Origin of the sequence: Rhodopseudomonas sp. BAL398, assembly GCF_033001325.1 — a bacterium.
GTDB lineage: Bacteria > Pseudomonadota > Alphaproteobacteria > Rhizobiales > Xanthobacteraceae > JARJEH01.
Genome location: NZ_CP133111.1, coordinates 3,059,674 through 3,076,450, shown reverse-complemented (window position 1 = coordinate 3,076,450; position 16,777 = coordinate 3,059,674). Strand labels below are relative to the sequence as shown.

Here is a 16,777-nt window from a genome sequence, read left to right as displayed (position 1 = left end):
TGCGTCGACATGGCGCGATGCAACCGAGGTAACGCTGGCGCCGATGAACCCGGCGTGAAGGCCGCGATCACGATCCAGTTAGGATAGTGACAACCGGATAGAATGGAGTCAGTGGCTCGCGAACCAACGGCGTTGATCCGCAGCTGGTCGAATGGAACGACGCTGCCCCGCGTCGGATCGGGGGGCGGTTGCTGCCGCGCCCCGATCCGGCAGCCGGGTCAGATGTTCGCGGCGAGATCGACCAATTCGTCGAACAGCACGCCGGTCCTGGCCAGCATCAGTTCGATATCCTCGGTGGCTTCACTGACCGTGCGGCTCGATGTGTCGATCGTCAACTCGTTGTCGATCGGCGGTTGGTAATCATTGCCGATCCCGGTGAAGCCTTTCAACGCGCCGGCGCGGGCCTTGGCGTAGTGGCCCTTGGGGTCGCGGCTCTCGCACACCTCAGCCGGCGTCGCGATATAGATCTCGCGGAACATGTCCTCAGCGATGCGCCGTGCCGCGGCGCGGTCCTCGGCCGCCGGCGATACCGCGGCGACGATGGCGATATGGCCGTTGCGCGCCAGATGGCTGGCGATTTCGGCGAGGCGGCGGATATTTTCGGCGCGGTGCTGCGGCGAGAAGCCGAGATCGGCATTGAGCCCGGCGCGCATGGTGTCGCCATCGAGCAGGATCGGCGAGCCGCCGCGTGAAAACAGCCGCCGCTCCAGCGCCAGCGCCAGCGTCGATTTGCCGGAGCCCGGCAATCCGGTCAGCCACAGCACCGCGCCGCGATGGCGGTAGCGCGCCGAACGCTCATCGGGCCGCAAGGCGGATTCAACGGGCACGATGTCGTCCGGGATCGCGCGCTGTCCGGCATCGACGCTGAGCACCAGCCCGCCGCCGGCAATCCGGCCATTGACCTCGATCACCAAGCGCCCGGTGCGCGGATTCTCCGTATAGGGATCGGCCGCCACCGGCTGCGCCAAGGCGATGTCGATCTCGCCGACATGATTGCGGGCGATTGCCTTGGCGGCGACGCTTTCGAGTTCTCCGGGATCGACCGCCTTTTCGATCGCCACCACCGTGGCGCGGGTTTCCCGCGTGCCGAGCCGCAGCAGGATCGATTGTCCGGTGCTCAGCGGCTGATCGTGCAGCCAGAAGATTCGCGCGCGCAGCCGCCTGGTATCGCGCGGCGCCGCACCGACACGGGCGATGACGTCGCCGCGCTCGATGAACAATTCGCGATCGAGCGTGATACCGACCGAGCGGCCGGCGCCCTGCGGGCCATTGAGCGGCGTCACCGGCCAGCTCTCGACCGATTTGATGGTCGCGATCTTGCCGGCCGGCATGATCACGATCTCGTCGCCGCTTTGCAGCGCGCCCGACTCGATCCGTCCGGCGACGATGCGGCGGTCGTCGAATTTATAGATCGCCTGCACCGGCAGCCGCAGCGCCAATTGGTCGAGCGGCCGCGCCGGAATCAGCGCGTCCAGCGCCTCGACCACGGTGGGGCCGTCGTACCAGGCGATCCTCGCGGTGCGTTCGGCGACGCCGTCGCCGTCGCGGGCCGAAATCGGAATCACCGCGCTGGGCGTGACGCCGAGCCCGATCAGATGCGCGGAGATCTCGTCGCTGATCGCGGCAAAGCGCGCCGCGCTGAAATCGACCCGGTCCATCTTGTTGACCACCACGGCGACCTGTTTGACGCCGAGCAGATGCAGCAGATAGCCGTGCCGCCTGGTCTGGTCGCGCACACCTTCCAGCGCGTCGATGATCAGCACCGCGGCGTCGGCCTGCGAGGCGCCGGTGATCATGTTGCGGAGGAATTCGGCGTGGCCCGGCGCGTCGATCAGCACGATGTCGCGCGAGCCGGTGCGGAACGAGATCTGGGTGGTGTCGATGGTGATGCCCTGATCGCGCTCGGTCTGCAGCGCGTCGAGCAGGAACGACCATTCGAATGGCATGCCGCGCCGGGCACTGACTTCTTTCAGCATCTCCAGCTTGCCGTCGGGCAGCGAACCGGTCTCGTGCAGCAGCCGGCCGACCAGCGTCGACTTGCCGTGATCGACATGGCCGACGATGACGATGCGCACCAGCGGGCGGGTGGTGCCGTTCGGGGTAGCGAGGGAAGAAGGCGCGATGGCGATATTCATGGCGAGACTCTCGGCGGCATTCACAGCGTTGCTCATTACAGATAGCCGGCGACGCGCAGCCGCTCGAAGGCGTCCTCGGTCTCGTGGTCGAGCGCGCGGCCGGCGCGCTCCGGAACCTTGGTGCTGTCGAGTTCGATCAGGATGTCGTCGATCGTGGCGGCCTGCGACGCCACCGGGTTGGTGATGTCGGAATCGCCGAGCGAGCGATAGCGCTTGCCGTCCTTGGCCAGATACAGAGGAATGATCGGGATGTTTTCGCGCTTGGTGTAGGCCCAGATATCGGCCTCGGTCCAATGCAGGATCGGATGAATCCGCAAATGCGCGCCGGGCGGCGGCGAGGCATTGAACTGGTCCCAGAATTCCGGCGGCTGGTCGCGGACGTCCCATCCACCCTCGAGCCCGCGCGGCGAGAACACCCGCTCCTTGGCGCGGGTGGCTTCCTCGTCGCGGCGAATTCCGGCGATCAAGCCGTCGAAGCCGTATTTGGCCAGCGCCAGTTTCAGCCCTTCGGTTTTTCGCGCGGCGGAGCGCGCGGCGGGCGGCAACGTCGGATCGATGGTCTCGAGCGGCGGGCAATAATCGACCTTGAGGTCGAGCTCCCACTCTTTGGCGTATTGATCGCGGAACGCATACATCTCGGCGAATTTCTTGCCGGTATCGACATGTAGCGCGGGGAACGGCACCCGGCCGAAAAACGCCTTGCGCGCCAGCCAGATCATCACATTGGAGTCTTTGCCGAGCGACCACAGCAGCGCCAGCTTCTTCAGCCGGGCGAAGCCTTCGCGGAAGATGTAGATGCTCTGTGCTTCCAGCGCGTCGAGATGATCCATCCCCGGCGGTGACAATGGCGCCCGGGAAAACTCCCGGAGCGGCGGCCCGGATCGGTCCGAAACATTGTCGTCGTGGTGCAATGGCTGGCCGCGATGATCGGTGCTGAGAAGGTTCATGTCATGCGCTTGCGGTTTGAGGGCAAAAACTTCCACCGTTGCATCATCGCAGAGAAGAAATAAATTTCTCTTTGAAGTGCTTGCAAGAGAGATATATAGAAAATAATTCTAGTCAACCCAAAGTTCTGGGAGCGGAGTAGCCCATGCGATATCTGCCGGTGTTTCTCGATCTGCGCATCGGGCCGATCCTGTTGGTCGGTGGCGGCGAGCTGGTGCGGGCCAAGCTGCGGCTGCTGCTGTCGGCCGGCGCGCGCATTAGCTGGTACGCGATCGATGGCGATTACCAGCTCGGCGGCGTGTCGCCGGAGGCGGCGGCGCGGATCCAGCACGGCGAGGGCGATCCTTTGACCGCCGATCTGACCGGCGTGGTGGCGGTGCTATGCGCCGGCGCCGGCGATCTCGGGCCGGCGATGGCGGCGCGGGCGCGCGCGGTCGGGCTGCCGGTCAATGTGATGGACGATCTGCAGCATTCCAGTTTCATCTTCCCGGCGATCGTCGATCGCGGCGATGTCGTGGTGGCGATCGGCACCGGCGGGACGTCGCCGGTGGTGGCGCGGCGCATCCGCGAACAGATCGAGGCGCTGCTGCCGGCCCGGATTGGCGATCTGGCGCATTTCATCGGGCGGTTTCGCAAGAGCTTCAATGGACGGATTTCGGCCTTTGCGCTGCGCCGCCGGTTCTGGGAGCGGATCGTCGATGGCCCGATCGGCGCTTTGGTGCTGGCCGGTCGCGTGACCGAGGCGGAACGCGAATTGACGACGATCAGCGATCCCTCCGCCTATGCGGGCGCGCAGATTCCGGGCGGCGAGGGCAGCGTCACTTTGGTCGGCGCCGGGCCGGGCGATCCGGATCTGCTGACCATCAAGGCGTTGCGCGCGCTGCAGGACGCCGACGTGGTGTTTTACGACGAGCTGGTGACGCCGGAGATTCTCGACCGCATTCGCCGCGATGCGTCACGCGTGCCGGTCGGCCGTCGCGTCGGGCAGCCGGGCATCGGCCAGGACGCCATCAATCGGCTGCTGATCGAGGCGGCGCAGGCCGGCCAGCGCGCGGTGCGGCTGAAGGGCGGCGATCCTTTCGTGTTCGGCCGCGGCGGCGAGGAGGTCGAAGCACTGCGCCAAGCTGGCGTGGCCTATTCGGTCGTTCCCGGCATCAGCGCCGGGCTTGGCGTCGCGGCGCAATTCGAGGTGCCGCTGACCTATCGCCACGAGGCGCTGCGCATCACGTTTCTTACCGCTCATAAGGCGAACGACGCCGACAATGTCGACTGGTCGACGCTGACTGACGCCAAGATGACGGTGGTGGTCTATATGGGGATGAGCGCCGCGCCGGCAGTGCTAGCCGGCCTGCTCAAGGCGGGTCGGTCGCCGCAGACCCCGGTCGGCGTGTTCGCGCGGGCGACGCGACCGGACGCCCAGGCCGCGGTCGGCACGCTGGACGAATTGCCGGCTTTGGTCGACGAGGTCGGCTCCGGCCCGGCAATTCTCATCATCGGCGACGTGGTGGCGCATTCCGCGCCGTGGCGCGCCGCTCAACTGCAACAACTCGCTGCACAGTATCAGGTGGCCGCCGAATGACTTCTCCACTGCAACAAAAAATCAAGATCACCGGACCCTCGGTGGTGACCGCGAACCGGACCTGGGACGGCGTGGTGATCTACCGCACCGAATCCCGCGACTGGTCGACCGATCTGGCCGATGCGGCGATCGTGCGCGATGCGCCAGGCGCCCGCGCCTTGCTGGCGGAAGCCGCCGCCGACGATGTCGGCGCGATCGGCCCCTATATCGCGCCGGTCGTGCTCGACGCGGCCGGCGCGATCGTGCCCGGCAATCTGCGCGAACAGATCCGCCGCCAGGGCGTCACCATCGCGCTGCCGCCGCAGCCGTAAAGCTCACAATAAGGCTTCTTCCATGTATGCTTATGACGAGATCGACCGCACCTTGATCAACGAGCGCGTCGCCGAATTTCGCGATCAGGTCAAGCGCAGGCTGTCCGGAGAACTCTCGGAAGACGAGTTCAAGATGATCCGGCTGATGAACGGCGTCTATCTGCAGTTGCACGCCTATATGTTCCGGGTCGCTATCCCCTATGGCACGCTGTCGGCGGCGCAGATGCGCAGGCTCGCGCATGTGGCGCGCAAATATGATCGCGGCTACGGCCATTTCACCACGCGGCAGAACATCCAGTTCAACTGGATCAAGCTCGCCGATCTGCCCGACGCTTTGGCCGAACTCGCCGAGGTCGATATTCACGCGATGCAGACCTCGGGCAATTGCACCCGCAGTATCACCGCCGATCAATGGGCCGGCGTCGCGCCGGGCGAGATCGAGGACCCGCGGATCTGGGCCGAATTGCTGCGGCAATATTCGACGCTGCATCCGGAATTCTCGTTTCTGCCGCGCAAGTTCAAATTCGCCATCACGGCGTCCGACCACGATCGTGCTGCCATCAAGGTGCACGATATCGGGCTGCGGCTGCATCGCAATGACGCGGGCGAGACCGGCTTCGAGGTGCTGGTCGGCGGCGGCCTCGGCCGCACCCCGTTCATCGGCAAGACCATCAAGCCGTTCGTGCCGGGCCGCGACCTGTTGAGCTATGTCGAGGCGATCCTGCGGGTCTATAATCAGTATGGCCGCCGCGACAATATCTACAAGGCGCGGATCAAGATCCTGGTGCATGAACTGGGCATCGAGAAATTCGCCCAGGAAGTCGAGGCCGAATGGCTGCAGATGCGCGATGGCGCGCTGGCGCTCGACGACGCTTCGGTCGCCGATATCCGCTCGCGCTTCCGCTATCCGGCCTATGAAAATCTCCCCGACGATACGGACGAGGTGAAGCAGGCTGCAAGCGATCCGCGCTTTGCGGCCTGGCACGCCAATTCGGTCGCCCCCCACAAGCAGCCCGGCTACGCCATCGTCACGCTGTCGCTGAAGCCGATCGGCGGGGCGCCGGGCGACGCCACGGCTGACCAGATGGACGGCATCGCCGATCTGTCCGAGCGATATTCGTTCGGCGAAATCCGCGTCGGCCATGAGCAGAACCTGGTGCTGCCCCATGTCGCCAGGCGCGATCTGCCGGTGCTGTGGCGGGCGCTCGACCGACTCCACCTCGCCACCCCGAACGTCAATCTGGTCACCGACATCATCGCCTGCCCGGGGCTGGATTATTGCTCGCTGGCCAATACCCGCTCGATCCCGATCGCGCAGGAATTGACCAGGCGTTTTTCCAATCACGAGACGGCCAACATGATCGGCCGGCTCCATGTCAATATTTCCGGCTGCATCAATGCCTGCGGCCATCATCATGTCGGCCATATCGGGATCTTGGGCGTCGAGAAAAATGGCGAGGAATTCTATCAGATCACCATTGGCGGCCGCGCCGACGAGCAGGCCGTGGTCGGCGAATTGATCGGGCCGGCGGTGCCCTATGCGGACGTCGCCGACGTGGTCGAGGATATTGTCGAGGCCTATCTTGCCTTGCGCGCCCGGCCCGACGAGTTATTCGTCGATGCCGTCAAGCGCCTCGGCCTCGAGCCTTTCAAGGAGCGCGTCTATGCCACTCGTTAACAACGGACAGATCGTCAGCGACGCCTTCGTGCATCTTGCCGACGAGGACGAACTGCCGCCCGAAGGCGCGGTGCTGATCTCCGCCGCCCGGTTTCTCGGCAATGCCGAGGCGCTGATCCAGCGCAACAGCCCGGTCGGGGTGATCTGGCCCAACAACCGCGACGTCGCCGACCTCGTGCCATATCTCGATCGCCTCGCTATGGTGGCGCTGGTATTTCCAAGCTTCCGCGACGGCCGCGCCCACAGCCAGGCCCGGCTGCTGCGCGAGCGCTTCAACTATCGCGGCGAGCTGCGCGCCACCGGGCAGGTGCTGCGCGATCAGTTCACCTTCCTGCTGCGCAATGGCTTCGATGCCTTCGAGGTCAGCAAGGACAGCGACGCGGCGGCGTTTGCCGAAGCGACGCAGCGCTACACCACATTCTATCAGCCGACCGGCGAAGGACGCCTCACCGCGCGCGACCGCCGCTTGCGGTTGCGTCTGGCCGAGAGTGCGACGTCATGAGCGAATTAGCCCAGCCGTCGCCGCAGCAGCTCAACGCACGCGAGCTCGACGGCGTCTTGCGCGAGGCCTCGCCCGCGGACGTGATCGAAGCGGCCTTGCGCCATCTCGGCCGCGACAGGCTGGCGCTGGTGTCGTCTTTCGGCACCGAATCCGCGGCGCTGTTGAAAGTGATGGCCGACGTCGATCCGGCGATCCCGGTGATCTTTCTCGATACCGGCTGGCTGTTCGACGAAACGCTGGCCTATCGCGATACTCTGATCGCGACGCTCGGCCTCACCGACGTCCGCTCGATCAAGCCGCTCGACGAGAATCTGAACCGCGACGATCCTTCACGCGAGCTGTGGTTCTCCGATCCGGACAAATGTTGCGCGATCCGCAAGGTCGAGCCGCTGTCGCGGGCGCTGGCGCCGTTCGGCGGCTGGATCAATGGCCGCAAGCGATTCCAGGGCGGCTTGCGCGCCGACATCCCGATGGTCGAGGCCGATGGCGCGCGATTGAAATTCAATCCCTTCGCCAACGTCTCGCCGCAGGAGATCGCGGCGATCTACGCGCTGGCCAAGCTGCCGCCGCATCCGCTGGTGGCGTCCGGCTTTCTCTCGGTCGGCTGCATGCCGTGCACCAGCCGCGCCGACGGCAATGAAGAGTCGCGTGCCGGTCGCTGGCGCGGCAAGGGCAAGACGGAATGCGGCATCCACACCATGAAGATGTCGTAGCACATAGCTGTTGCAACGACGCGAACATTGAAATGGCGTTTCGTTGACTTCGAAGCGCTTCTCCGGGAACTATCAGGTCTTGCCGTCGATGACGATGATGTCGTCCGGCCAATGGAGATTGAGATGATCCGTCGTCTTGTTCCCGTGCTGATCGGTACCTTGTTCGCTGGATTGATCTGGGCCGGCTCCGCCGTCGCGGCCGATGTGTCGCTGCTCAACGTGTCCTATGATCCGACCCGCGAACTTTATGCAGAATTCAACAAATCCTTCGCGGCTGCCTATCAAAAGCAGACTGGCGATAGCGTCGAGATCAAGCAGTCGCATGGCGGCTCGGGCTCGCAGGCGCGCAGCGTGATCGACGGCTTGCAGGGCGACGTCGTCACTTTGGCGCTGGCCTATGACATCGACGCCATCGCCGCCAAGGGCCTGATCGATAAGGACTGGCAGAAGCGACTGCCGCAGAACGCCGCGCCCTATACCTCGACCATCGTGTTCCTGGTGCGCAAGGGCAATCCCAGGGGCATCAAGGACTGGGACGATCTGGTCAAGCCGGGCATCAGCGTGATCACGCCGAATCCGAAGACCTCGGGCGGCGCGCGCTGGAACTATCTGGCGGCCTGGGGCTATGCGCTGAAGAAATCCGGATCGCAGGAGCGGGCGCGGGATTTCGTCGCCAGCATCTACAAGAACGTTCCCGTCCTCGATACCGGCGCGCGCGGCGCCACCGTTACCTTTGTCGAGCGCGGCGTCGGCGACGTGCTGCTGACCTGGGAGAACGAAGCGTTTCTGGCGATCAAGGAATTCGGCAAGGGCCAGTTCGAGATCGTCGCGCCATCGGTGTCGATCCTGGCCGAGCCGCCGGTCGCGGTGATCGACAAAGTGGTGGACGCCAAAGGCACCAGAAAGGCCGCGGAGGCCTATCTGCAATATTGGTACACGCCGCAGGCGCAGGAAATCGCCGCGCGCAATTTCTACCGGCCGCGCGACCCGGCTGTTGCCGCTAAATATGCCGATACCTTTGCCAAGGTCGAGCTGTTCACAATCGACGAGGAATTCGGCGGTTGGGCCAAAGCGCAGAGCGAGCATTTCGCTCAGGGCGGCGTGTTCGATAAGATCTATAAGGATTAGAGGCCACGCGGGAGTTTGGCCGCACGGCGTCGATGATCGACCGAGGGACATTGTGAGCGGAGCATCGAGACGCAGCGCGCTGCCGGGATTCGGCCTCACCATGGGGCTCACGCTGACGTGGCTGTCGCTGCTGATCCTGATTCCGCTGGCCGGGTTGTTCGTCAAGACCGCCGAACTCAGCCTGGCGCAATTCGGCGAGATCCTGACCAGCCGGCGGACGCTGCACGCTTTGCGGATTTCCTTCGGCCTGGCTTTCGCGGCGGCGCTGGTCAATCTAGTCGCGGGGTTGATCATCGTCTGGGCGCTGGTGCGCTATCGCTTTCCCGGCCGCCGGATCTTCGACGCCATTGTCGATATTCCCTTCGCGCTGCCGACCGCGGTGGCGGGCATCGCGCTGACGACATTGTTCGCGCAGAAGGGCTGGCTCGGCGCGCCGCTGGCGGCACTCGGCATCAAGGTGGCGTTCACGCCGCTCGGGATCTTCATCGCCATGGTGTTCATCGGCATTCCCTTCGTGGTGCGCACCGTGCAGCCGGTGCTGATCGATCTTGACGTCGAGATCGAGGAGGCCGCCGAAAGCCTCGGCGCCAATCGCTGGCAGACCATCACCCGCGTCATTTTGCCGTCGCTGTTGCCGGCGATTCTGACCGGCTTCGCGCTGGCGTTCGCACGTGCGGTCGGCGAATATGGTTCGGTGATCTTCATCGCCGGCAATTTGCCCAATGTCTCGGAGATCGCGCCGCTTTTGATAGTCATCCGGCTGTCGGAGTTTCGCTATGCCGACGCCACCGCGATCGCGGTGGTTATGCTGGTGTTCTCGTTCCTGATCATCTTCCTGCTCAACAGGCTGCAACATTGGTCGCAAAGCCGCGCCGTATCGGTGGTCGAGACATGACGATGGTCGTGACCGCATCCCGCGCGCGCGCGGCCGCGGCGAGAGCCGCGAAGGCCGCGGACCATATCGCCGGCCGCGCTCACCGCGATTCCCACACCGAGCCACGGCTGGTGCGCGGCATCGTCATCGGCCTTGCGGTGACGTTCCTGACGGTGTTCGTCGGGCTGCCGCTGCTGCTGGTGTTCGCCGAAGCCTTCTCGAAAGGGATCGGCTTCTACCTGACGGCGCTGTCGAATGCCGAGGCGCTGTCGGCGATCCGGCTGACGCTGGCGACCGCATTGATCTCGGTCGGCCTCAATTTGCTGTTCGGTGTCGCGGCGGCCTGGGCGATCGCGAAATTCGAGTTTCGCGGCAAGACGCTGCTGATCACCCTGATCGATCTGCCGTTCTCGGTCAGCCCGGTGATTTCCGGCCTGGTGTTCGTGCTGCTGTTCGGCGCCCAGGGCTTTTTCGGCGGCTGGCTGATGGCGCATGGCATTCACATCCTGTTCGCGATGCCGGCGATCGTGCTGGCGACCAGCTTCGTCACCTTTCCCTTCGTGGCGCGCGAGCTGATTCCGCTGATGCAGGAGCAGGGCTCGCAGGAGGAGGAGGCCGCGATCTCGCTCGGCGCCGGATTCTGGCAGACCTTCTGGAAGGTGACGCTGCCGAACATCAAATGGGGCCTGCTCTACGGCGTGCTGCTGTGCAACGCGCGGGCGATGGGCGAGTTCGGCGCGGTCTCGGTGGTGTCGGGCCATATCCGCGGCGAGACCAACACCATGCCGCTGCTGGTCGAGATTCTGTATAACGAATATCAGATGGTGGCGGCGTTTGCGGTGGCGTCGCTGCTGGCGCTTCTGGCGCTGGTCACGCTGATCGCAAAGACCGTGCTGGAAGGCCGGATCGAGCAAGGACGTGAACTCCATGACGATTGAAGTCCGCAATATCGTCAAGCGCTTCGGTGCCTTCACCGCGCTCGACGACGTCGACCTCAAGGTCGAGACCGGCGAATTGGTGGCGCTGCTGGGGCCGTCCGGCTCCGGCAAGACCACGCTGCTGCGGATCATCGCTGGGCTGGACTGGCCGGATTCCGGGCAGGTCGCGTTCGATGGCGAGGATGCGCTGGCGCGCGGCGCCGGCGAGCGCCATGTCGGCTTCGTGTTCCAGCATTACGCCCTGTTCCGCCATATGAGCGTGTTCGAAAACGTCGCCTTCGGGCTGCGGGTGCAGCCGCGCGCGATCCGCAAGAGCGAGGCCGAGATCCGCGCCCGGGTGAAAGAGCTGCTCGACCTGGTGCAGCTCGATTGGCTGGCGGGACGCTATCCGAGCCAGCTCTCCGGCGGCCAGCGCCAGCGCATCGCGCTGGCCCGCGCGCTGGCAATCGAACCCAAGATTCTGCTGCTCGACGAGCCGTTCGGCGCGCTCGACGCCAAGGTGCGCAAGGAGCTGCGGAAATGGCTGCGCACGCTGCATGAGGAGATCCACGTCACCTCGATCTTCGTCACCCACGACCAGGAAGAGGCGCTGGAAGTCGCCAACCGTGTGGTGGTGATGGACAAGGGGCGGATCGAGCAGATCGGCAGCCCCGGCGATGTCTATGAAGAGCCCGCCAGCGCCTTCGTCCACGGCTTCATCGGCGAATCGATCGTGCTGCCGGTCGAGATCCGCGATGGCCGGGTCCGGCTCGGCGACAAGGTGTTGGCCCTCGACACCCGCGACGCCCGTCCGGGCCCTTCGAAGCTGTTCATCCGCCGCCACGATCTGGCGATCGGGCCGAGCGGCTCTGGCGCGCTGGAGGGCGCGGTCAAGCATGTGCGGGCCTTCGGGCCGATGCATCGCGCCGACATCGTGCTCAACACCGCCGGCCCGTGCACAATGATCGAGATCGACGCGCCGCGCGACCGCGACCTGAAGCCCGGCGACCGCGTCAGCCTGCAGCCGCGCCGCTACCGGATTTTTGCCACGCCGGACTAGGGCTGGTACGCGTCGTGCATGGCGCGCGGTGAAATTGCGAGTTCTGTTGACGATGCCTCATATCAAAACCCACCGGCCATCCCCGGCACAGACGTCATTGCGGGGCGGGCGCAGCGATAGCTGCGCGCGAACCCGGAATCTTGCGGTCAGCCCCTGTGGCCAGAGTCTGGCTTCGTGCGCAAACGCTCGCGCCCGGGAATGACCAACGCGAGCGAATCCCTCGACGCCGTGGTCCGCGACATCGCCGCCGAGATGGCGCAGCGGAGCGATCGCGGCGAGGTGGCGCATTACATTCCCGAACTGGCCGGGGTCGACCCGAACGTGTTCGGCATCGCGGTGATCGACGCCGACGGCAACGCCTTCGTCGGCGGCGAGGCCGATGTGGCGTTCTCGATCCAGAGCATCTCGAAAGTGTTCACGCTGACGCTGGCGCTCGGCCTGGTCGGCGACCGGCTCTGGCGCCGGGTCGGCCGCGAGCCTTCGGGCTCCGCCTTCAACTCCATCGTCCAGCTCGAACGTGAGCGCGGCGTGCCGCGCAATCCCTTCATCAATGCCGGCGCCATCGCGGTGACCGACGTGATTCTATCCGGGCATCAGCCGCGCGAGGCGATCGGCGAGATCTTGCGCTTCATGCAGTTTCTGGCCGACGATCCGGCCATCACCATCGATGCCGCGGTCGCGGCGTCCGAGCAGCGCACCGGCTTTCGCAATGCCGCACTGGCCAACTACATGAAGTCGTTCGGCGTGCTCGACAACCCGGTCGATTTCACGCTGGGCGTCTATTTTCACCATTGCGCCATCGCGATGAGCTGTCGGCAGCTGGCGATGGCCGGGCGTTTTCTCGCTCATAATGGCAAGAATCCCACCACCGGGCATTCGGTGGTGTCGGCGCAGCGCGCGCGGCGCATCAACGCGCTGATGCTGACCTGCGGCCATTATGACGGCTCCGGCGAATTCGCCTATCGGGTCGGGCTGCCCGGCAAGAGCGGCGTCGGCGGCGGTGTGCTGGCAGTTGCGCCCGGCAAGGCGTCGATCGCGGTGTGGTCGCCGGGACTGGATGCGTCGGGCAATTCCCATCTCGGCCGCATCGCCCTGGAGGCGCTGACCAAGCGGATGGGCTGGTCGATCTTCGGGGTCTGAACCGGCCGTGCGCGCGTGGCGCACGCAACGAAAAGGGCCGGAACGTTTGCACGCCGGCCCTTGTTAACGCGCGTCTTTCACGCCCCGCATGGGCGTCGACCTGATCGGTGTCATTGCGGCTTGCTGGTCCGGTCTTCAGCCACGGCTGCTTCGTGATACCAGCTGCTGCCCGATACGATATTGGGAAGCGGCGTCGCCGACGGTGTGGTCGCGCCGAACTGGCTCGACAAACCGGCGCGGCCGCCGACTGGGAATTGATAGATCCTCGCGGATCCCTGGTTCAAATTCGTATTCACCATTCGCTCCTTCTCTCCTTCGAGTTGGTCTTCTCCAATGTGGTCGCCTCGATACTTGCCTTGCTCGCTTGCCTTGCTTGGCGTCGGATAACGCCGTGCGTCGGCTCCTGATCATATCGTGTTTGCCTTCACTTCATGCAACCTGATTAAATAAAAATCACGATTTGCTGCATATTTGCGCAACGGCTGATCTGCTGACGAACTAATCAAAACGCCAAGGCCAACGCCCGCGCGGAACCAAGGTTGCTGTGCCGGCCAGGGAATTGTGGGCGGCTGTGGTTAATTATGTCTCGTGCCCGCCATGCGGGCAGTTACGAGGGGTTTTCGGGCCGACCGGTCGTCGCTTGCGCGGCAGCCTGGCGGCGTCGCGACCCGGCACTTCGAGGCCGCCGCGTGGGTCGCGTTTGGCATACAAAATGCTTGGGAAAAGCAGGACCGCTGGCCGCCAGGCACATGTGGCGCCTTCAAGCTTTGGGATCATCACCCTTCGCATTGCAACTCAGAGAGAACCGCATGACAAAGTACAAGCTCGAGTATGTCTGGCTCGATGGCTACACCCCGGTGCCGAACCTGCGGGGAAAGACGCAGATCAAGGAATTCACCAACTTCCCGTCGCTCGACGAACTGCCGCTGTGGGGCTTTGACGGTTCTTCGACGATGCAGGCGGAAGGCAGCAATTCGGATTGCGTGCTGAAGCCGGTCCGCGTGTTCCCGGACGCCGCGCGCACCAACGGCGTGCTGGTGATGTGCGAAGTGATGATGCCCGACGGCGTCACCCCGCATCCGACCAACACCCGCGCCACCATTCTCGACGATGACGGCGCCTGGTTCGGGTTCGAGCAGGAATACTTCATGTACAAGGACGGCCGCCCGCTCGGCTTTCCCGCCGCCGGCTATCCGGCGCCGCAGGGCCCGTATTACACCGGCGTCGGCTACAGCAATGTCGGCAGCGTCGCCCGCCAGATCGTCGAGGAACATCTCGACCTGTGCCTGGCCGCCGGCATCAACCATGAAGGCATCAACGCCGAAGTGGCGAAGGGCCAGTGGGAATTCCAGATCTTCGGCAAGGGCTCCAAGCGCGCCGCCGACGAAATGTGGATGGCCCGCTATCTGCTGCAGCGTCTCACCGAGAAATACGAGATCGACATCGAATATCACTGCAAGCCGCTCGGCGACACCGACTGGAACGGCTCCGGCATGCACGCCAACTTCTCCACCACCTATCTGCGCGAGACCGGCGGCAAGGACTATTTCGAAGCGCTGATGAAGGCGTTCGGCGACAATTGGGAAGCCCATATCGCGGTCTACGGTCCGGACAACCATCTGCGCCTGACCGGCAAGCACGAAACCGCGCCGTGGAACAAGTTCAGCTACGGCATCGCCGACCGTGGCGCCTCGATCCGGGTGCCGCATTCCTTCATCAACAACGAATACAAGGGCTATCTGGAAGATCGCCGTCCGAACTCCCAGGGGGACCCCTACGCCATCGCCTCGCAGATCCTGAAGACCATCGCTTCGGTCCCGGCCGGCGCCAAGTCCGCCGCGGCAGCTTAAGCAATCGGTTCACAATGGTTTCAAACGGCCCGGACCAAGTCCGGGCCGTTTGCTTGACTGCTCCCCGCAAGACCGGAGCAACGAGCTCGCTGCTTTTGCCGGGCGCCATCGCAACCAATTCGAAGCTGCCGCCCTGACGTTCACCTTTCGGCCATTGTTGGTGTGCAACAACCGCCTCTGATCTGGGGATTGCACATGAAGCGTGGGGTGGTGGCCGTTGTCGGCCTTCTGGTGCTGGCAGGATGCGCCGGCGAAATCGCGCCTGTGGCCGATCAACCGACCATGTATCTCAGCATGGCCAATGGCGGCGCCAAGCTCGATCCGGCCGCGGCGGCCTCGATGATCTCACTGTACCGGCACAATAACGGCCTCGGCGCCGTCACGGTCGATCCGGCGCTGATGCAGCTGGCCGAAGACCAGTCGACGGCGATGGCCAAGCGCAACAAGCTCGACCACGACGTCAAGGCGCCGCTGGCGAAGCGGCTCAATGCCTCGGGATATCCCGCCTCCATCGCGGTGGAGAATGTTTCGGCCGGGTACCACACGCTGGCCGAGGCGTTTTCGGGCTGGCGCGATTCGCCGCCGCATCGGGCCAATATGCTCAAGAGCGGCGTCACCAAATTGGGCATCGCCGCCAGCTATGCGCCGGGCACCAAATACAAGGTATTCTGGACCCTGATCCTGGCCTCGACGGAGGCGCCGCGATAAAGCGGCCGTGATCAGCCTCCGCCGTTTGCGTAATTGACGCGGCGGCGAAGGGACGCCACCTTGCGTCGACTGATCCGGTGCATTGGCAATCATGGATGACACGCCCCATAAACCGGCCTTGACCCCCGCGCAGGCCCGCCGCGTGCTGGTGCTGCAGGGTGGCGGCGCGCTCGGCTCCTATCAGGCCGGCGCCTATCAGGCGCTGTGCCACCATGATTTCGAGCCGCAATGGATCGCCGGCATTTCGATCGGCGCGATCAATGCCGCGATCATCGCCGGCAATCCGCGCGAGAGCCGCGTCGCCAAGCTGAAGGAATTCTGGGATCTGGTCTCGGCGCCGGTGCCGTGGCAGCCGATGCTGCACAGCGACCGCGCCCATTCGATCTTCAACGAGACCAGCGCGGCGCTGACCGCGGCGTTCGGCGTTCCGGGTTTCTTCACCCCGCGGTTTCCGCCGCCACAGCTGCTTCCGTCCGGCGAGCTGACATCGCTGAGCTATTATGACACGTCCCCGTTGCGCGCGACGCTGCTGCGGCTGGTGGATTTCGACCTGATCAACCGCAACGGCATCCGGCTCAGCGTCGGCGCGGTCAATATCGCGACCGGCAATTTCACCTATTTCGACAATACCCGGCACACCATCGGCCCCGAGCACATCATGGCGTCGGCGGCGCTGCCGCCGGGGTTTCCGGCGGTCGAGATCGACGGCGAGTTCTATTGGGATGGCGGCATCGCCTCCAACACGCCGCTCGATTACGTGCTGGGCGAGGAGACGGTCGACGATCTGCTGATCTTCCAGGTCGACCTGTTCAGCGCCCGCGGCCAGCTGCCCGAAACCCTGCTGGAAGCCGCCGAGCGCGAAAAGGACATCCGGTTCTCCAGCCGCACCCGGCTCAACACCGACAAGAACAAGCAGATCCGCAACACCCGCAAGGCGCTGCGCGATCTGATCGGCAGATTGCCCGACGACCTGAAGAACGATCCGGCCTATGCGATCCTGCACGAGGCCGCCAAGGACAATACCGTCACCGTGGTGCATCTGATCTACCGCAAGAAGGATTACGAAGCGTCGTCGAAAGACTACGATTTCTCCCGCCTCAACATGCTCGAACACTGGAAATCCGGCGAGCAGGATGTCCATGTCTCGATGCGTCATCCTGATTGCCTGCGCCGGCCGCAGCAAGGCGAGACCATGGTGACCTGCGATCTCACCGCGGACGCGTTCAAATAGCGTCGT

At 64.6% G+C, this 16,777-nt stretch carries 16 protein-coding genes; 13 read left to right on the top strand and 3 right to left on the bottom strand.

Annotated elements, in window-relative coordinates; translation table 11 throughout:
- Positions 1 to 218 precede the first annotated feature (218 nt).
- Complete coding sequence (gene cysC / locus RBJ75_RS14540) at positions 219 to 2,171, bottom strand: adenylyl-sulfate kinase (RefSeq protein WP_411194466.1); 1,953 nt, start codon at positions 2,169 to 2,171, stop codon at positions 219 to 221.
- Complete coding sequence (gene cysD, locus RBJ75_RS14535; RefSeq protein ID WP_044414570.1) at positions 2,171 to 2,965, bottom strand: sulfate adenylyltransferase subunit CysD; 795 nt, start codon at positions 2,963 to 2,965, stop codon at positions 2,171 to 2,173. Before cysD ends, cysC begins: the two co-directional genes overlap by 1 nt.
- Positions 2,966 to 3,225: 260 nt before the next feature.
- Between cysD and cysG the strand changes: the two genes are divergently transcribed.
- From cysG to RBJ75_RS14485, 10 genes are all read left to right on the top strand, one after another.
- Entirely contained in the window at positions 3,226 to 4,659 is a 1,434-nt protein-coding gene (cysG, locus tag RBJ75_RS14530; RefSeq protein WP_044414571.1) for a siroheme synthase CysG, read from the top strand.
- Positions 4,656 to 4,970 (top strand): DUF2849 domain-containing protein, encoded by a 315-nt coding sequence (locus tag RBJ75_RS14525; protein WP_044414572.1) that lies wholly within the window; start codon positions 4,656 to 4,658, stop codon positions 4,968 to 4,970. The genes cysG and RBJ75_RS14525 overlap by 4 nt, the downstream gene beginning before the upstream one ends.
- A 22-nt stretch (positions 4,971 to 4,992) precedes the next feature.
- Positions 4,993 to 6,648, top strand: coding sequence for a nitrite/sulfite reductase (locus tag RBJ75_RS14520; protein WP_044414573.1), 1,656 nt, complete (start codon positions 4,993 to 4,995; stop codon positions 6,646 to 6,648).
- Complete coding sequence (locus tag RBJ75_RS14515) at positions 6,635 to 7,150, top strand: DUF934 domain-containing protein (protein ID WP_044414574.1); 516 nt, start codon at positions 6,635 to 6,637, stop codon at positions 7,148 to 7,150. Before RBJ75_RS14520 ends, RBJ75_RS14515 begins: the two co-directional genes overlap by 14 nt.
- A complete protein-coding gene (locus RBJ75_RS14510) occupies positions 7,147 to 7,863 on the top strand; it encodes a phosphoadenylyl-sulfate reductase (protein ID WP_044414575.1) in 717 nt (238 codons plus the stop codon). Before RBJ75_RS14515 ends, RBJ75_RS14510 begins: the two co-directional genes overlap by 4 nt.
- A 123-nt stretch (positions 7,864 to 7,986) precedes the next feature.
- Complete coding sequence (locus tag RBJ75_RS14505) at positions 7,987 to 8,991, top strand: sulfate ABC transporter substrate-binding protein (protein WP_044414583.1); 1,005 nt, start codon at positions 7,987 to 7,989, stop codon at positions 8,989 to 8,991.
- Positions 8,992 to 9,091: 100 nt separating this feature from the next.
- Positions 9,092 to 9,886 (top strand): sulfate ABC transporter permease subunit CysT, encoded by a 795-nt coding sequence (gene cysT / locus RBJ75_RS14500; protein WP_411194524.1) that lies wholly within the window; start codon positions 9,092 to 9,094, stop codon positions 9,884 to 9,886.
- Positions 9,883 to 10,803 (top strand): sulfate ABC transporter permease subunit CysW, encoded by a 921-nt coding sequence (gene cysW, locus RBJ75_RS14495; RefSeq protein WP_044414577.1) that lies wholly within the window; start codon positions 9,883 to 9,885, stop codon positions 10,801 to 10,803. The genes cysT and cysW overlap by 4 nt, the downstream gene beginning before the upstream one ends.
- Positions 10,793 to 11,842, top strand: a complete 1,050-nt coding sequence (locus tag RBJ75_RS14490) for a sulfate/molybdate ABC transporter ATP-binding protein (RefSeq protein WP_044414578.1) — start codon at positions 10,793 to 10,795, stop codon at positions 11,840 to 11,842. The genes cysW and RBJ75_RS14490 overlap by 11 nt, the downstream gene beginning before the upstream one ends.
- Positions 11,843 to 12,040: 198 nt before the next feature.
- On the top strand, positions 12,041 to 12,982 hold the full coding sequence (locus tag RBJ75_RS14485) for a glutaminase (protein WP_044414579.1): 942 nt from the start codon (positions 12,041 to 12,043) through the stop codon (positions 12,980 to 12,982).
- A gap of 110 nt (positions 12,983 to 13,092) precedes the next feature.
- Here RBJ75_RS14485 and RBJ75_RS14480 read toward each other — a convergent pair whose 3' ends face one another.
- Entirely contained in the window at positions 13,093 to 13,281 is a 189-nt protein-coding gene (locus tag RBJ75_RS14480) for a DUF2735 domain-containing protein (RefSeq protein ID WP_044414580.1), read from the bottom strand.
- Positions 13,282 to 13,791: 510 nt separating this feature from the next.
- Here RBJ75_RS14480 and RBJ75_RS14475 point away from each other — a divergent pair.
- From RBJ75_RS14475 to RBJ75_RS14465, 3 genes are all read left to right on the top strand, one after another.
- A complete protein-coding gene (locus RBJ75_RS14475; protein ID WP_276156872.1) occupies positions 13,792 to 14,832 on the top strand; it encodes a glutamine synthetase beta-grasp domain-containing protein in 1,041 nt (346 codons plus the stop codon).
- Positions 14,833 to 15,027: 195 nt separating this feature from the next.
- Positions 15,028 to 15,540, top strand: a complete 513-nt coding sequence (locus RBJ75_RS14470) for a CAP domain-containing protein (protein WP_276156871.1) — start codon at positions 15,028 to 15,030, stop codon at positions 15,538 to 15,540.
- A 91-nt stretch (positions 15,541 to 15,631) separates the two neighbouring features.
- On the top strand, positions 15,632 to 16,771 hold the full coding sequence (locus RBJ75_RS14465; protein ID WP_044407197.1) for a DUF3734 domain-containing protein: 1,140 nt from the start codon (positions 15,632 to 15,634) through the stop codon (positions 16,769 to 16,771).
- The last annotated feature ends 6 nt before the right edge of the window (positions 16,772 to 16,777 follow it).

What these genes read in the sequence shown, in the direction of transcription:
- cysC (WP_411194466.1), bottom strand. Translation starts at nt 2,171, where the DNA reads ATGAGCAACGCTGTGAATGCCGCCGAGAGTCTCGCCATGAATATCGCC.
- cysD (WP_044414570.1), bottom strand. Translation starts at nt 2,965, where the DNA reads ATGGATCATCTCGACGCGCTGGAAGCACAGAGCATCTACATCTTCCGC.
- cysG (WP_044414571.1), top strand. Translation starts at nt 3,226, where the DNA reads ATGCGATATCTGCCGGTGTTTCTCGATCTGCGCATCGGGCCGATCCTG.
- RBJ75_RS14525 (WP_044414572.1), top strand. Translation starts at nt 4,656, where the DNA reads ATGACTTCTCCACTGCAACAAAAAATCAAGATCACCGGACCCTCGGTG.
- RBJ75_RS14520 (WP_044414573.1), top strand. Translation starts at nt 4,993, where the DNA reads ATGTATGCTTATGACGAGATCGACCGCACCTTGATCAACGAGCGCGTC.
- RBJ75_RS14515 (WP_044414574.1), top strand. Translation starts at nt 6,635, where the DNA reads ATGCCACTCGTTAACAACGGACAGATCGTCAGCGACGCCTTCGTGCAT.
- RBJ75_RS14510 (WP_044414575.1), top strand. Translation starts at nt 7,147, where the DNA reads ATGAGCGAATTAGCCCAGCCGTCGCCGCAGCAGCTCAACGCACGCGAG.
- RBJ75_RS14505 (WP_044414583.1), top strand. Translation starts at nt 7,987, where the DNA reads ATGATCCGTCGTCTTGTTCCCGTGCTGATCGGTACCTTGTTCGCTGGA.
- cysT (WP_411194524.1), top strand. Translation starts at nt 9,092, where the DNA reads ATGGGGCTCACGCTGACGTGGCTGTCGCTGCTGATCCTGATTCCGCTG.
- cysW (WP_044414577.1), top strand. Translation starts at nt 9,883, where the DNA reads ATGACGATGGTCGTGACCGCATCCCGCGCGCGCGCGGCCGCGGCGAGA.
- RBJ75_RS14490 (WP_044414578.1), top strand. Translation starts at nt 10,793, where the DNA reads ATGACGATTGAAGTCCGCAATATCGTCAAGCGCTTCGGTGCCTTCACC.
- RBJ75_RS14485 (WP_044414579.1), top strand. Translation starts at nt 12,041, where the DNA reads ATGACCAACGCGAGCGAATCCCTCGACGCCGTGGTCCGCGACATCGCC.
- RBJ75_RS14480 (WP_044414580.1), bottom strand. Translation starts at nt 13,281, where the DNA reads ATGGTGAATACGAATTTGAACCAGGGATCCGCGAGGATCTATCAATTC.
- RBJ75_RS14475 (WP_276156872.1), top strand. Translation starts at nt 13,792, where the DNA reads ATGACAAAGTACAAGCTCGAGTATGTCTGGCTCGATGGCTACACCCCG.
- RBJ75_RS14470 (WP_276156871.1), top strand. Translation starts at nt 15,028, where the DNA reads ATGAAGCGTGGGGTGGTGGCCGTTGTCGGCCTTCTGGTGCTGGCAGGA.
- RBJ75_RS14465 (WP_044407197.1), top strand. Translation starts at nt 15,632, where the DNA reads ATGGATGACACGCCCCATAAACCGGCCTTGACCCCCGCGCAGGCCCGC.